This window comes from Streptomyces sp. NBC_01166 (assembly GCF_045039765.1).
Lineage (GTDB): Bacteria > Actinomycetota > Actinomycetes > Streptomycetales > Streptomycetaceae > Streptomyces.
In genome coordinates this window covers 4,823,783-4,837,142 of record NZ_CP108613.1, presented here as the reverse complement: position 1 = coordinate 4,837,142, position 13,360 = coordinate 4,823,783, and the positions used below count along the sequence as shown (strand labels likewise).

Here is a 13,360-nt window from a genome sequence, read left to right as displayed (position 1 = left end):
CCGCCTGCGGGACGAAGTGGGGCGTCCCGCCCTACGATGATGGTCTCGACACCAGCCGTTCCAGGAGGGCCCTCATGTCTGCAGCAGCAGTCGAGCACCCCTGTGACGATGAGCCGGAACCGATGCTCGTCACGGCGAACCGCCTGACGGAGCAGCTTCCGGGTTATCGCGTCGAGATCATCGGAGGCGTCATCACCGTGGCCCCACCCCCGGACGGCCCGCACGCGCGCGCTCTGACCAAGCTCATGCGGCCCTTCATCGCGGCCGGGCTCGACGACGGGGAGACCACAGTCCTCCAGTCGATCGGCCTGTGGCTGCCCGGCGGGCCCGAGGACTACGCCATCCCGGACCTCGCCGTCGTCGACGCGGACTTCGACGGGCATCTGATGGAGAACAACTGCTACGACCCGGCCGTCTTCCGCCTCGTCCTGGAAGTGACCTCCGGCAACTACAAGAGCGACCTGCGCAACAAGGTCTCCGCGTACGCCGAGGCCAAGATCCCGGTGTACGTGATCCTGGACCGCCGCCACGGCCGCCTCCACGTCCTGACGGAGCCCACCGGCTGCACGTACGACAGCCACGAGGTCTACGCCCCGGGCCAGTCGGCCGCGCTTCCCGCGTCGATCGGTGCGGAGATGACCCTCGACGTCGCCGAGCTGGTCAAGGCGGGCCGTCCTCGCGCCTGAGGCCGTGTCAGCACCGGCTGTTGCGTTCCCCGGCATGACAAGGACTGTGCCGTACGGCGGTTCCGCGGGGACTCACCCCGCTTCCTGAGCCCCGGGGCCACCACCGACGCGGTTCGCCCATCCCGGGGCCTCCGTCGATCGCTCGGGAACCGGGGCGGTATCCACGCACCGCGCTCTCCGCAGGTACAAGACAATTTCTGCCATGCCGTGATCAGGGACCGTGCCCGGCGTCCGCCACCCGGCCCGGCGCGGCATCCGTGGACACGTCCAGCCGCCACCGCACCTCGCCGTCCTCCCACTCGCCCGTCGGCAGCAGTCCGGCGGCCGAGGCCACGGCGGCGGACGCCGCGTGGCCCGGGTGGATGTGGGCGACGACGGTGTGGACGGAGCCCTGGTCCAGCAGGTGCCGGACCAGGCCGGCCGCCGCCTCCTTGGCGTATCCCCTGCCCTGCCACCGGGCCCCGACCACCCAGGCGACCTCCGCCCGCGCCCCGCGCACGGTGGCCTGGACGTACCCGGCCAGGTATCCGTCGGTACGCACCCGGAGCACCCAGTTCCACCAGCGCTCGGCGGGGTCGGGCGAGCCGGCGGTCTGGCGCTCGTAGCGGGCCCGCAGGGTGCCGGCGTCCTCCGGAGTTCCTCCGGTGTAGGTGTGCAGGGCGGGGTCGAAGAGGACCACGGCCATCTCCTCCGCGTGCGCGACGTCGAGCGGGAGCGCGTCGAGACGGGAGGTGGAGAAGGGCTCGGGGGCCCCGTTGACCTGCATGAGGCGGAGCCTACGCGGCGTCCCGCCGAGGATCAGCGGCTGAGCCGCTGAAATCTGCGTACGGCGAGCGGCAGGAACACCAGCGTGATCGCCGAGGGCCACACCAGTGCCATCAGCAGGGCGTGTTCCTCGACCCAGGTGCCGCCGCTCGCCACGGGGTTGCCGAACAGCTGCCGGGCGGCGGTGACCGTGGAGGAGACCGGGTTCCAGGCGGCGAGTGTGCCCAGCCAGCCGGGCATCAGCGAAGGGGCGACCAGGGCGCTGGAGATCATGGTGACGGGGAACGCGATGGCGTACAGCCCGCCCGCCGACTCCGCGTTCGGGACGACCAGCCCCAGCCAGACGCCCACCCAGATCAGGCTGAACCTGAGCAGCAGGAGCAGCCCGAAGGCCGCCACCGCCTCCAGTGGGCTGCCGCCGGCCCGCCAGCCGATCGCGAGCGCCGTGGCGGCCAGGATCGCCAGTTCGGCGCAGGCCACCACGAGGTCCGCGACGCCGCGCCCGGTGGCGACGGCGGACGGCGCCATGGGCATGGACCGGAAGCGGTCGATGACGCCCTTGCCGGCGTCCGTGACCACGGCCGTGGCGGTGCTCATGAAGCCCATGGTCATGGTCGTGGCGAACATGCCGGGCATCAGGAACTCCCGGTAGTCGCCGCCACCGGGGACCTTCATCGCGCTGCCGAAGACATAGCCGTACAGCAGCACGGAGATGATCGGGAAACCGAGCTGCCAGATGATCGCGAGAGGCTGCCGCTGGTAGTGGGTGAGGCTGCGGCGGGTGACGTTCCAGCAGTCGGCGAGCGCCCAGTACGCGCGGCTCCGCTCGCGGCCCGTGGTGGCGTGCAGTTCCAGGGTGGTCATGCCGCGACCTCCATTCCCGCGGCGGCTTCCGCCCCGCGTCCCGTCAGGCGCAGGAACACGTCGTCCAGGCTCGGCCTGCGCAGCCCGATGTCCTCCACCGCGACCCCCTCGTCCTGGAGGGCGCGCGCGACCTCGGTCAGCGCGGCCACCCGGTCGGCGACCTGGGCGTGCACACGGCGGTCGGGCGCATCCGTCACCACCAGTCCGCCGCCCGCCACCCGGTCCACGGCCTTCGCCACCGCGGGCAGGTCGGCGGGTTCTGCGGCGACGACCTCGATCCGGTCACCGCCTACCCGGTCCTTGAGCCCGTCCGGACTGTCGTCGGCGATGGCCCGCCCGCGGTCCATGACGGTGATGCGCGAGGCGAGCTTGTCGGCCTCGTCGAGATACTGCGTGGTCAGCAGCACCGTCGTCCCGCCGGCCACGAGCTTCCGTACGGCGTCCCAGACCTCGCCGCGGCCGCGGGGGTCGAGACCGGTCGTCGGCTCGTCGAGGAACAGCACGGTGGGTGCCAGGATCATCGAGGCGGCCAGGTCGAGCCGCCGCCGCATCCCTCCGCTGTACTCCTTGACGCCCTTGCCCGCGGCGTCGACCAGGTCGAACTGCTCCAGCAGTTCCCCGGCACGCCGCCGGGCCCCGTCGGCGCCCAGATGGAAGAGGCGGCCGAACATCTCCAGGTTCTGCCTGCCGGTGAGCACCTCGTCCACGGCGGCGTACTGTCCGGCGAGCCCGATCCGGCTCCGTACGCGGCGCGGTTCGCGCGCCACGTCCAGACCCGCGACCTCGGCCCGGCCGGCGTCGAACCGCAGCAGGGTCGCGAGAACCCGGACGGCGGTGGTCTTCCCCGCCCCGTTCGGCCCGAGCAGCCCATGCACGGTCCCGCGGCGGACCGCGAGGTCGAACCCGTCGAGCGCGTGCTTCTCCGCTGCCCCCTTCTTCGCCCCGTACCTCTTCACCACCCGCTCGGCCAGCACGGCATATCCGGATGCGGACATGGCTCACTCCCCTCTCCGACTCCGATAAACTGAGTACACCGTACCCGATTACGAGTACACCGTACCCAGTTTTCTGCCGACGGGCTTACCCTGAGGCCATGGCGAAGAGCGCACGGGCAGACGGCACGACCACGGGCAGCGGCGACATCGGGCGCAGCCTGGAGCTCCTGTGGGGCACCGGCGAGCGCCCCAGCCGCGGCCCCAAGCCGGGTCTCACGCTCGACCGGATCGTCACCACGGCCATCGGGATCGCCGACGCGGAGGGCCTCGACGTCCTCTCGATGCGCTCACTCGCCACGGAGCTCGGCACCGGCACGATGACGCTCTACCGGTACGTCCCGGGCAAGGCCGAACTGCTCGACCTGATGCTCGACCGCGTCCAGGGCGAACCGCTCGCCGTGGACGCCTCGGAGGTGCCCGGGGACTGGCGGGTGGCCGTCGACGTGATGGCCCGCACCTACCTGGCCACCCTCCGGGCCCACCCGTGGCTCCTCAAGATCAACCAGGCGCGCACGGTCCTCGGCCCGAGCGCCCTGCGCGGCCTCGAACTGGCCCTCACCGGCCTCCGGGGCATGGGGCTCACCGACCCCGAGCTGATCGGGGTGATCATCACGGTCAACAGCTTCGTCGAGGGCCTCGCCCGCACCGAGAACCACGCCGTGGAAGCCGCCCGGGAGACGGGCCTGGACGACGCCGCCTTCTGGGAGGGCCAGCGCCCCTACCTGGAGCGGGCCATGCTGAGCGGCGACTACCCGCACATGGCCGCCCTGTCGGAGGATGCGTTCGCCTCCGACTTCGACCACTTCGCATTCGGCCTGGGCCGCATCATCGACGGCCTCGAGACCCTGGTCCGGCAGCGCGAGGAGCAGTGACCGAAAAGCCCGTATCGCACCGTTTTCATGCACCATGGGATGTATGGAGACGATCCGGGAGCTAGAGCCCTTCGTGAAGCAGTACACCGTCCTGCTCAGCAGCCGCAGGCCGGACGGATCAGCTGCCAAGACCCCCGTCAGCATCGCCGTCGAGGGGGACCACGCCTACATCCGTACGTTCTCCTCGGCCTGGAAGGTCGACCGGATGCGTAACCATCCGGTCGTGGAGATCGCCCCGTGCACCGTGCGGGGCGCGCCGACCGGGCCGCCGGTGAAGGCATGGGCGCGGCTCCTGCCGCAGGACTCGAAGGAGAACACCCACGCGGCCCGGACGCTCTCCCGGAAGTACCCGGCGCTCCAGGGCGTGGCCGTCCCGCTCACCCACCGGCTGAAGCGCGACCGCACCCTCCACTACGAGCTGCGCCCCGTCACCGACGACATCTGAGCGGCCCGGACAGGGCTGCCGGGCGCGGGGCGGGCGGCGCGGCCGCCCGGCAGCCCGACGCGGGCCCCGCAGGCGGGCGCCCCGGCGGGTCACACGCCGTCGAAGTCCGTGCCCCGGGAGACCTTCTCCCACTCGGTCAGCTCCGCCCGCACCGAGTCGAGGTGACCGGCGAGGGCGTCGACCGCGTCCCCGCCGAGCGGCAGCCGCAGGGGGGTCCGCTCGGCCTCCAGCGCCAGCCGGATCGCCGCCGCGGCCTTCGCCGGGTCACCCGGCGCGTCACCTCCACCGGCCTCCACGGTCCGCCGGGTCACACCGGCCGTACCGGTGTAGGCCTCGGTCTCCTCGCTGAAGTACGCCGCGCCCTTGCCGAAGAGGTTGGTCCTGAAGGCGCCCGGCTCCACGACCAGCACCTTGATGCCGAAGGGCCGCACCTCGTCGACCAGGCCCTCGGAGAGCTGTTCCAGCGCGGCCTTGGTGGCGCTGTACGCCGAGAAGCCGGGGAAGGACAGCTGGCCTCCCATGCTGCTCATCATCACGACCGCCCCGCTGCGCCGCTCCCGCATGCTCGGCAGGAGAGCCCGCGTCAGCCGGGCGGGACCGAAGACGTGCAGGTCGAAGAGGTCCCGCAGCTCCCGCTCCGTGGTCTCCTCGAACGCGCCGACCTGGGTGCGCCCGGCGTTGTTGACCAGGACGTCCACCCTGCCGTAGCGGGCCAGGACATCGGCGGCGACCTCGTCCACCCGCTCGCCGTCGGTGATGTCCAGACCGATCGCCTCGACCTGGTCGGGGTGGGCGGCGACCAGGTCGTCCATCGCCGAGGGCCGCCGGACCGCGGCGATCACGGTGTCGCCCGCGGCGACCGCGGCCTCCGCGACGGCGCGCCCGAAGCCGCTGTTCGCCCCGGTGACCAGCCACACCTTGCCGTCGTTCGCGCTCATGATGGTCTCCCTCGCCGTCCGCCCTCCGGGACCGTTCCCGTCGGCTGGTCCCATCCTTCGCCCGGGCCCCGGGGCGCGTCCAAGACTTCCTGTGATAGCCATGAGTTATGGACGTCCACGGGCGCGATCTCCGCTACTTCACCGCTGTGGCCGAGGAGTTGAGCTTCACCCGGGCCGCCGAGCGGCTCTTCGTCTCGCAGCCCGCGCTCAGCAAGCAGATACGGATGCTGGAGAAGCAGACCGGCGCCGACCTCTTCGACCGGGACCGGCGTACGGTCCGGCTCACGGCGGCCGGCGAGGCCCTGCTGCCGCACGCCCGCGCGGTGCTGGCGGCCTGGACGGCGGCGGAACAGGCGCTGGAGGAGGCGAAGGCCGCCGAGCGGACCACGCTGACCATCGGTATGTCCACGAGCCCGGGCCGTGGCCTGCTGCCCGCCCTGCGGGCCCGCCTCACCGCCCGCTTCCCCACCGTCCGCCCGGTGCTGCGCCAGGTCAACTGGGCCGACGCGAGCGCCGGGTTGGCGGACGGTTCCTGCGACGTGTCGTTCGTCTGGCTGCCGCTGCCGGACGCCGGGCGCTACCGCTGCGTGGTCGTGGCCCGTGAGCCGAGGCTGATCGCGCTGCCCGCCGACCACCCGCTCGCGGCGCGGGCTTCCGAGGACCCTGAGGGCATGGCCGACTTCACGGACTTCCTGGACGAGCCCTTCCTCGCCCTGCCCCCGGACGCAGGACCGATGCGGGACCACTGGCTGGCCCTGGACGCCCGTGGCGGGCGGGAGCCGGTGATCGGGGGCGTGATCGCCAGCGCCGAGGAGACGCATGAGGCCGTGGCCAACGGGCAGGGCGTGGCGCTGCTGGCGTCCGGGAACGCCCCGCTGATCGCCCGTGACACCGTCATCTGCCTGCCGGTCCGGGGCATCACCCCCTCGGAGCTGGCGGTGGCGGCCCGCCGCGACGACGAACGCCCCCTGGTCCGCGCCTATCTGGCCGGCGCGGAGGAGCTGGCGGCCGGGGGAAACCCCCCGGCACCGCACTGAGGACAGCGCACCGGCGCATCAGGGGGCAGGCCGGATGGGCCGGCCCCCTCTCCGCTGGTGGGATGGTCACCGGCCCTCGGCTCCGGGCGGAACCGCCCCGGCGGGCGAGCGAAGAGAAAAGGGATCATCATGCATGTCTTAGCCAGGCGTCGGCGACGCCTGCTGGTCGCGACCGGTCTGACCGTGGCCCTCCTCACCGCGTCGAGCGGGCTGACGGCAGTGGCGAGGCCGCAGCGGGCCGATCCGCTCCAGCAGCAGGTGGACGCGATCCACGACACCGGGACCGTCGGTGTGGGCGCCGAGGTGACGTCACCGCACACACGTGACAGCGCGCGCGCCGGGACGGCCCGGAGGGACACCGGGAAGCCGATGCCCTGGAACGGAAGATTTCGGATCGGCAGCTCCACCAAGACCTTCACCGCCACGGTCGTACTGCAACTCGTCGGCGAGGGGCGCATGTCCCTGGAGGACACCGTCGAGCAGTGGCTCCCAGGAGTCGTCCGGGGCAACGGCAACGACGGCAGCCTGATCACCGTGCGGCGTCTCCTGCAGCACACCAGCGGGATCCATGATGTCGGGCCGGAGATACCCGCCTTGAACAGCGCGGACGGCTATCGGGCCGACAGGTTCCGCACCTTCACCGCCAAGAGCCTGGTGAGGCAGGCGATGCGGAACTCCCCCGAATTCCCCCCGGGCGACGACGGCTGGTCGTACTCCAACACCAACTACGTTCTCGCCGCGATGATCATCCACAAGGTCACCGGCCGGAGCTGGGAACGGGAGGTCACGGACCGGATCATCCGCCCGCTGGGCCTGCGGGACACCAACACGCCCGGCGCCTTCCCGTTCATCCTGGGCCCGCACGCCCACGCCTACGCGTTCGGCACCGACGTCACGGTGCTCAACCCGAGCATGGCCGTCGGCAGCGGCTCGATCATCAGCACCACGCACGACCTGACCCGGTTCTACGCCGCGCTGCTCGGCGGCCGTCTGCTGGCTCCGGCACAGCTCCACGAGATGACGGCCACCGAGCCCGCGCCCGAGCTGGGTGTGAACTACGGACTCGGCCTGGCCGAGATCCCGCTGTCCTGCGGCGGCAGCTACTTCGGGCACAGGGGCGAGCTGCTCGGCTACCTCACCTGGGGTGGCGTCACCCGGGACGGGACCCGGACAGCGGTGGTGTACGTCACCGGTGACGGCGGCCCGCACACCGAGGAGGCCATGACCGCCCTCGTGGACCGGGAGCTGTGCCGGTCGCACGAGGGGCCCTAGCCCTCCGTACCGTCGACGGGCTCGCCCGCCGGGCCCGTCGACCCGATGCCGCTGTCCTCCGCGCCGAGTGCCCGGCCTTCCCAGTGCAGCGCCCGCCAGCCTTCGCCGGGCGCCCCGGAGAGGATGACGATCCCGGTGTTCCGCAGCGCGCGGGCGGACGCGAAGTCGACGTCGATGTTCTCTGCCCGGGCCGCCACCCACATGCGGATGGCGGCGCCATGGCTGACCATGGCCACGGTCCCGGCCCCGGTGCCCGCGGCCTCGTCGACGACGGCGTCGTAACGCCGCAGCGCCTCCACGCCGTTCTCGCCGCCCGGCATACGGAGGCCGGTGTCCCCCGCCGACCAGGCGAAGGCAGTGGTCATGTAGGTCTCGACGGCCTGGTCGTCCCCGCGCATCTCGAGGTCCCCGGCGGACAGCTCCCGGAGCCCCTCCCGCACCTGGACCTCCAGCCCCGTCCGCGCCGCAAGCGGTGCCGCGGTGAGCTGGGTGCGGAGCAGGGTGGAGGCGTAGAGGGCGTCGATCCTCTCCGCCGCCAGCGCGTCCGGGAGCGCCGCAGCCTGCTCCTGGCCCAGCGGGGTCAGGGCCGGGCCTGGTTCAGCGGTGTCCAGCAGGCGCTTGACGTTGGAAGGAGTCTGGCCGTGGCGAATGAGCAGCAGCCGCATAAACAGATCTGTCTCCGTGAGGCGGGGGTCCGGGGTCTCGGGGGTCTTGAGGGGAGCTCGGGGGCGGGTCGGTCTTCCACTCTGCCACCGCTGATCCTCCTTCGACGGCCGGCGGGGTGACCCGGTCGGCTCGCGGCTACCCCCGGCGGCGCTTGGCCGCGATCAGGGCCAGCACGATGACGACGACGGCCACGGCGCCGCCCGTGGCGGTGCCCTTCTTCGACACGCCGTCCTCCCCGCCGTCCTCGGAGGACGTCCCACCGCCCCCGCCGTTCGGGGAGGCCTTGTCGCCGCCCCCGCCCTCCACCTCGACGCGCACCACTTCGCTCCGCTCCCCCTCGGAGCCGAACATCATCGCCGAGCCGTCCGCCGTGTACGTCACCGACTCGGACTGCCCCTGGAGCGGCACGCTCAGCGCGTGGTCGGCGCCGAGCCGGCCGTTCTCGAAGGCGTAGCGGCGGGCGCTGAAGTAGGAGCGCAGCACCAGCTCCTCGCCGTCCGGCGAGAACGCCCCGTCCGTCACCCACGGCACCTCGCCCACGCGCCGGAAGACGTTGGACCCGCCGGCGGTCAGCTTCTCGGGGCCCTCGTAGAGCCCGCCGCCTCCCTCCCTCTTCGAGGCGATGTACACCCGGCCGGTCCTGGGGTGGACCATCATCGCCTCGGCGTTGCGTGCCCCGTCCGCGTACGTCACGTCGAACTGCGTCGCCCGCACCGTGGCGTCCGCGAGCCGTTTCGGCTCGGGGAAGCGGTAGATCCAGACGTGGTCCCAGGAGCCGTCGAGGTTGTCGCCGATGTCACCGACGTACAGGTTCCCGTCGGGCCCGACGGAGATCGCCTCCACGTCGCGTGGCTCCCCCACACCCTTCATGGTGATCGTCGCCACGGTCTTCCCGGTCCGGGAGTCGACGGCGTAGACGTACGGCCCGTCATCGCTGTCGTTGTGCGTCCAGTAGATCCCCGGGTGGATCCGGCTGGCGGCGAGACCGCTGGACTCGGTGATGCGGGAGTCCTCGATCGTGAAGGTCCGGTCCGCCCCGTCCCCGTCGTCCGCGACGGCGGGCACCGTCCCCGTCAGGAACAGGAGGGTGGCGGCGGCGGAGGCGGTCAGCAGCGATCTCATGGCACAAGTGTCCACTGTCACGTCGCAGGCCGGAGCGGTGATCGGCCATGATGTCGCCATGCGTTTTCTCTTCGTCGGCGACTCCATGACCATCGGGCGTTCCGGCGACTTCACCTGGCGCTACCGCATGTGGCAGCACCTCGAGGCGACCCTCGGCGACGGCGGGTACGCGATCACCGGCCCGCGTGCGGAGCTGTACGACACCGGGGCGAACGCCCCGCTGTCCCACGCCTACGCCGACCCGGCCTTCCCCGCGCCCGCCCGCCGCCACCTGGCCGGCTGGGGCGAGGGCTGGCTCCACATGGCCCCGGCCATCGCGGACACGGTCACGGCGGCCCGTGCCGACGTCCTGCTGGTCTCGCTCGGCCTGATAGACCTCGGCTTCTACACGGACAGCACGCAGACGGCCGCGAACGCCCGGGAGTTCATCGCCGCGGCCCGCGCCGCCAACCCGAGGATCAGGCTGGTTCTGCTCCCCGTCATCCCGAACATCCGGGCCGAGACCGACGCCCCCTTCGCCGCCGAGTGCGACCGCTTCAACACGCTCCTCGCGAAGGCGGTCGCAGACCTGGACACCTCCTCGTCCCCGATCCTGCTGGCCTCGCACCCCGCGGGCTACGACATCCACACGGACACCTACGACGGCACCCACCCCGGCCCCACCGGTGAGCACAAACTGGCCGGAGCCTTCGCCGACGCGATGCACCAGGCCTGGGGCGTGGGCGGCCCGTACGCGGGAGCGCTGGCGGCGGCCTGACCTGATCCCCCTGACCCTCACACCCGTGGGCTGGAGCATGAACGCGTGACGGAGAAGAAGCGGGACGGGCGAGCGCCCGGCTGGAGCTGGGAGCGGGGCCGCGCGACCGCCCTGCTCTGCCTCCTGGCGGCCGTCCTCCTGGTCTTCCCCGGTCTGGTCCCCAACACCCCGGGTCGCGTCGGGAGCCTGATGGAGACCTTCCTCCCCTGGCTCGGTCCGGCCGTCGCCGTCCTGCTGGTCCCGGCGCTCCTGCGCCGCTCGCTCCTGGCGTCGGCGGCGCTGCTGCTGCCCGTGGCCGCCTGGGCCGCAGTCTTCGGGGGTCTGCTGTTCCCCGGGGGCCAGGCCCCGGACGGCGCTTTCACCGTGGTCCAGCACAACGTCAGCGATGTGAACCCCGATCCGGCCGCCACCGCACGGGCGTTGGCCGGGACGGGCGCCGACATCGTCGCCCTGGAGGAGCTGACGGCCCCGGCCCTGCCCGCCTTCGAGGCCGCCCTGGCCGCGGACTACCCCCACCACGCGACGAAGGGCACGGTCGGCCTCTGGTCGAAGCACCCCCTCACCGGCGTACGGCTGGTGGACATCAGACCGAAGGGCGTCGGCGCGGGCTGGGACCGGGGCCTGCGGGCGACCGCCCGTACACCGCGGGGCGAGGTCGCCGTGTACGTCGCGCACCTGCCCTCGGTCCGGATCGGGGCGACCGGGCTCACCTCCGGGCGGCGGGACGAGAGCGCCGCTCTCCTCGGCGAGGCCATCGCCGCCGAGCCCCTGGACCGGGTGATCCTCGTCGGAGACCTCAACAGCACGCTGGACGACCGGGGCCTGGAGCCGGTCACCTCCCTGATGGAGGCTCCGGGCCCGGGCTTCGCGTTCAGCTGGCCCGCGAAGCTCCCGGTGGCCCGGATCGACCAGGTCCTCACCCGGTCCGCGACGGTCGCCCGCGTCCGGTCGCTGCCCGCCACCGGCAGCGACCACCTGCCCGTAGCGGCGGACATCAGGCTCTGAGCGGTGCACCGGGGCGGTCCGGTCTCAGCCCGCCATCTCGATCCCGAGCATCGCGAGTCCCAGCTTGGTCAGCTCCTCCGACACCTCGTCGGGCCGGGCCCTGCGCGGACGGCGGGCGTGGTGCGCCATGAGTTCGTGGACCGTGCCCACCATCACCATCACCACGACCCGGTGGTCCCGCTCCTCCACCTCGCCGCGCACAGCGGCACGTTCGGCCTCACCGGTCAGGAAGTCGGTCCACAGGTCGCGCCACCGCTTGCAGTGGGCGTCCACGGCCGGGCTCACGCCGAGCACCTCGACGAACGTCACCCGCGCCTCACGCAGGTCCCGGGTCACCGCCGTCACGTAGGCGTCGAAGAGCCGCCGGAAGCGCTGCTCCAGCGGGCAGTCGTCCATCCCCTCGGAGAGCAGGGCCACTTCGGACGCCCGCAGTCCGGCCGTCGTGATCTGGTTGTGCAGGGCCATCAACAGGCCCTCCCGGGAGCCGAACTCCTCCCGGAGCACCTCCTCCGGCACCCCGGCCGCCGCGCACAGGGCGTAGTCCGACGTCTGCGCGTAGCCGTACACCCCGAACAACTCCAGGCCGGCGTCGAGGAGCTGCCCACGGGCCCGCGTACGCACACCGTCGACCGCGCCGGTCAGTTGGTCCACCGGGACATCCACCACGGGTCCTCCTTGGTCTGCCGCACATCCGGTGCCCACGACCGCCGTCGAGCGGTCGTGCGGGCCGGGAGAGGGCGCGGGCGCCTCTGGATGGCGCGTGCGCCATTGTCCTGGTACGTCCCGTCCTACGCGTCCCGCGGCGCGCCGCCACGCCGACAGTCCGCCAAGACCGGTGAGCGCTCGCACGGATGTGCAACAAGGATCACGGCGCCGAGCCGGCCCTCACACGCGCCGGCCGATGTCCACGGTGCGTGTCCCGGACGTGAAACCGCCGAAGGACGTTCCCAGCTCTCCCCCGGCCAGTGGTACGTCACATGGAAGCCGCCGGAGGTCGCCTCCGTCCCCGCGTCGTCAGAGCCGCTTCAGCACGGCCTGCTTGGCGGCGGCGAACTCGTCGTCGGTGAGGATGCCGGCCACGTGCAGCTCGCCGAGCTCGCGGAGCCGCCGCAGCAGGACGTCGTGGTCGTCGGCGGACGGAGCGGGCCCGGGGGCCGGGGCGGCTTCGAGCGGGAGGGCGGGGTCGGCGGGTGCCGGCATCCGTACGAGCACGGCGGCGGCGACCAGGACCGCGGTGTACTCCCGCTTCGACAGCCCCCACAGATCGAGGGAGTACGGGTCGAACTTGGCGGGCGAGGCCGATACGGAGCCCCGGTCGAAGCGCAGGGAGCCGTTCTCCAGCCCGATGGCGGGCATCCAGCGCACCCCGGTCACCTCCGGCAGCGGAAGGGTGACCGCACCGCCCGCGGTCTTCGACTCCTCTGCCTTCCAGTTCCAGGTGAGGCGGACCGCCTCCCCGTCGAAGGACGCCGTGCCGTCCCCGCCGCCGCCCGACACCGGCACCGACGGTCCCGGCAGCAGGAAGCGGTCCACCGGCCCGTCGGGCACCTGCTCGATGAGCAGGGCATTGCGTATCTCGTCGACGAGGTATTCCGCCACGCCCGTGCGGTCCTTCTCCACGACGAGCTGATACGGATCGGAGGCGTCCTTCAGCCGGCCGTCCGCGGCCCGCAGGACGGGGCAGGCGCCGGTGCGCAGCCGCAGCCGCAGACGGCCGCCCTTGCGGTCCGGCTCGAAGGAGACGCCCGCGACCGCCTGCAGGGGGACGGCGAACTCGCCGAGTTCCTGCCGCACCGGGTGCACCTTGCTGCCCGGGACGATGCGCACCGTGTCCCCGTCGAAGCTCCACGTGCCGTCGCGCGAGATGATGTCCGCCATACGCCGGATTCTGCCAGGCGCACCCGCGTACGTGACCGGCACAACTCCCCGCCCGGAC

Annotated in this window: 15 protein-coding genes; 7 read left to right on the top strand and 8 right to left on the bottom strand. The window is 72.5% G+C overall.

Annotated elements, in window-relative coordinates:
- The first annotated feature begins 74 nt into the window (after positions 1–74).
- Positions 75–686 (top strand): Uma2 family endonuclease, encoded by a 612-nt coding sequence (locus OG379_RS22315; protein ID WP_405664866.1) that lies wholly within the window; start codon positions 75–77, stop codon positions 684–686.
- A 211-nt stretch (positions 687–897) separates the two neighbouring features.
- Here OG379_RS22315 and OG379_RS22310 read toward each other — a convergent pair whose 3' ends face one another.
- Genes OG379_RS22310 through OG379_RS22300 form a run of 3 tightly spaced genes read right to left on the bottom strand, consistent with a single transcriptional unit; the run spans position 898 to position 3,310 of the window.
- A complete protein-coding gene (locus OG379_RS22310) occupies positions 898–1,452 on the bottom strand; it encodes a GNAT family N-acetyltransferase (RefSeq protein ID WP_405664865.1) in 555 nt (184 codons plus the stop codon).
- Positions 1,453–1,484: 32 nt separating this feature from the next.
- Positions 1,485–2,315, bottom strand: coding sequence for an ABC transporter permease (locus OG379_RS22305; RefSeq protein ID WP_393757621.1), 831 nt, complete (start codon positions 2,313–2,315; stop codon positions 1,485–1,487).
- Complete coding sequence (locus OG379_RS22300; protein ID WP_405664864.1) at positions 2,312–3,310, bottom strand: ATP-binding cassette domain-containing protein; 999 nt, start codon at positions 3,308–3,310, stop codon at positions 2,312–2,314. The genes OG379_RS22305 and OG379_RS22300 overlap by 4 nt, the downstream gene beginning before the upstream one ends.
- Positions 3,311–3,408: 98 nt before the next feature.
- Between OG379_RS22300 and OG379_RS22295 the strand changes: the two genes are divergently transcribed.
- Positions 3,409–4,182 (top strand): TetR/AcrR family transcriptional regulator, encoded by a 774-nt coding sequence (locus OG379_RS22295; RefSeq protein ID WP_405664863.1) that lies wholly within the window; start codon positions 3,409–3,411, stop codon positions 4,180–4,182.
- A gap of 43 nt (positions 4,183–4,225) precedes the next feature.
- Positions 4,226–4,627, top strand: coding sequence for a PPOX class F420-dependent oxidoreductase (locus tag OG379_RS22290; RefSeq protein WP_393757615.1), 402 nt, complete (start codon positions 4,226–4,228; stop codon positions 4,625–4,627).
- An 89-nt stretch (positions 4,628–4,716) separates the two neighbouring features.
- Here the strand turns inward: OG379_RS22290 and OG379_RS22285 are convergent, their stop codons facing one another.
- Positions 4,717–5,565: an SDR family NAD(P)-dependent oxidoreductase gene (locus OG379_RS22285; RefSeq protein ID WP_405664862.1), complete on the bottom strand. Its 849-nt coding sequence runs from the start codon at positions 5,563–5,565 to the stop codon at positions 4,717–4,719.
- 107 nt (positions 5,566–5,672) lie between these two features.
- Here OG379_RS22285 and OG379_RS22280 point away from each other — a divergent pair, with 107 nt between their 5' ends.
- The gene (locus tag OG379_RS22280; RefSeq protein ID WP_405664861.1) at positions 5,673–6,602 is read left to right on the top strand and encodes a LysR family transcriptional regulator; all 930 of its coding nucleotides are present in this window, start codon (positions 5,673–5,675) and stop codon (positions 6,600–6,602) included.
- 129 nt (positions 6,603–6,731) lie between these two features.
- Complete coding sequence (locus OG379_RS22275; RefSeq protein WP_405664860.1) at positions 6,732–7,874, top strand: serine hydrolase domain-containing protein; 1,143 nt, start codon at positions 6,732–6,734, stop codon at positions 7,872–7,874.
- On the opposite strand, the gene OG379_RS22270 is transcribed toward OG379_RS22275, so the two are convergent.
- Both OG379_RS22270 and OG379_RS22265 read right to left on the bottom strand, forming a co-directional pair.
- On the bottom strand, positions 7,871–8,539 hold the full coding sequence (locus OG379_RS22270) for a histidine phosphatase family protein (RefSeq protein WP_405664859.1): 669 nt from the start codon (positions 8,537–8,539) through the stop codon (positions 7,871–7,873). The two genes, OG379_RS22275 and OG379_RS22270, sit on opposite strands and share 4 nt — an antisense overlap.
- 136 nt (positions 8,540–8,675) lie before the next feature.
- Complete coding sequence (locus OG379_RS22265; protein ID WP_405664858.1) at positions 8,676–9,662, bottom strand: WD40 repeat domain-containing protein; 987 nt, start codon at positions 9,660–9,662, stop codon at positions 8,676–8,678.
- On the opposite strand from OG379_RS22265, the gene OG379_RS22260 reads away from it, so the two are divergent.
- Positions 9,661–10,419, top strand: coding sequence for a GDSL-type esterase/lipase family protein (locus OG379_RS22260; RefSeq protein WP_405664857.1), 759 nt, complete (start codon positions 9,661–9,663; stop codon positions 10,417–10,419). The two genes, OG379_RS22265 and OG379_RS22260, sit on opposite strands and share 2 nt — an antisense overlap.
- Positions 10,420–10,464: 45 nt before the next feature.
- Positions 10,465–11,424 carry an endonuclease/exonuclease/phosphatase family protein gene (locus tag OG379_RS22255; RefSeq protein ID WP_405664856.1) on the top strand — a complete coding sequence of 320 codons (960 nt, stop codon included), beginning with the start codon at positions 10,465–10,467 and terminating at the stop codon, positions 11,422–11,424.
- Positions 11,425–11,448: 24 nt separating this feature from the next.
- Here OG379_RS22255 and OG379_RS22250 read toward each other — a convergent pair whose 3' ends face one another.
- Together OG379_RS22250 and OG379_RS22245 are read right to left on the bottom strand one after the other, a co-directional pair.
- Positions 11,449–12,090 (bottom strand): TetR/AcrR family transcriptional regulator, encoded by a 642-nt coding sequence (locus OG379_RS22250; protein WP_393757599.1) that lies wholly within the window; start codon positions 12,088–12,090, stop codon positions 11,449–11,451.
- 348 nt (positions 12,091–12,438) lie between these two features.
- Positions 12,439–13,302 carry a DUF4429 domain-containing protein gene (locus tag OG379_RS22245; protein ID WP_393757597.1) on the bottom strand — a complete coding sequence of 288 codons (864 nt, stop codon included), beginning with the start codon at positions 13,300–13,302 and terminating at the stop codon, positions 12,439–12,441.
- Positions 13,303–13,360 lie beyond the last annotated feature (58 nt).

Coding starts and splice junctions, on each gene's coding strand:
- OG379_RS22245 (WP_393757597.1), bottom strand. CDS start 13,302: ATGGCGGACATCATCTCGCGCGACGGCACGTGGAGCTTCGACGGGGAC.
- OG379_RS22295 (WP_405664863.1), top strand. CDS start 3,409: ATGGCGAAGAGCGCACGGGCAGACGGCACGACCACGGGCAGCGGCGAC.
- OG379_RS22315 (WP_405664866.1), top strand. CDS start 75: ATGTCTGCAGCAGCAGTCGAGCACCCCTGTGACGATGAGCCGGAACCG.
- OG379_RS22275 (WP_405664860.1), top strand. CDS start 6,732: ATGCATGTCTTAGCCAGGCGTCGGCGACGCCTGCTGGTCGCGACCGGT.
- OG379_RS22285 (WP_405664862.1), bottom strand. CDS start 5,565: ATGAGCGCGAACGACGGCAAGGTGTGGCTGGTCACCGGGGCGAACAGC.
- OG379_RS22300 (WP_405664864.1), bottom strand. CDS start 3,310: ATGTCCGCATCCGGATATGCCGTGCTGGCCGAGCGGGTGGTGAAGAGG.
- OG379_RS22280 (WP_405664861.1), top strand. CDS start 5,673: ATGGACGTCCACGGGCGCGATCTCCGCTACTTCACCGCTGTGGCCGAG.
- OG379_RS22310 (WP_405664865.1), bottom strand. CDS start 1,452: ATGCAGGTCAACGGGGCCCCCGAGCCCTTCTCCACCTCCCGTCTCGAC.
- OG379_RS22290 (WP_393757615.1), top strand. CDS start 4,226: ATGGAGACGATCCGGGAGCTAGAGCCCTTCGTGAAGCAGTACACCGTC.
- OG379_RS22265 (WP_405664858.1), bottom strand. CDS start 9,662: ATGAGATCGCTGCTGACCGCCTCCGCCGCCGCCACCCTCCTGTTCCTG.
- OG379_RS22260 (WP_405664857.1), top strand. CDS start 9,661: ATGGCACAAGTGTCCACTGTCACGTCGCAGGCCGGAGCGGTGATCGGC.
- OG379_RS22270 (WP_405664859.1), bottom strand. CDS start 8,539: ATGCGGCTGCTGCTCATTCGCCACGGCCAGACTCCTTCCAACGTCAAG.
- OG379_RS22305 (WP_393757621.1), bottom strand. CDS start 2,315: ATGACCACCCTGGAACTGCACGCCACCACGGGCCGCGAGCGGAGCCGC.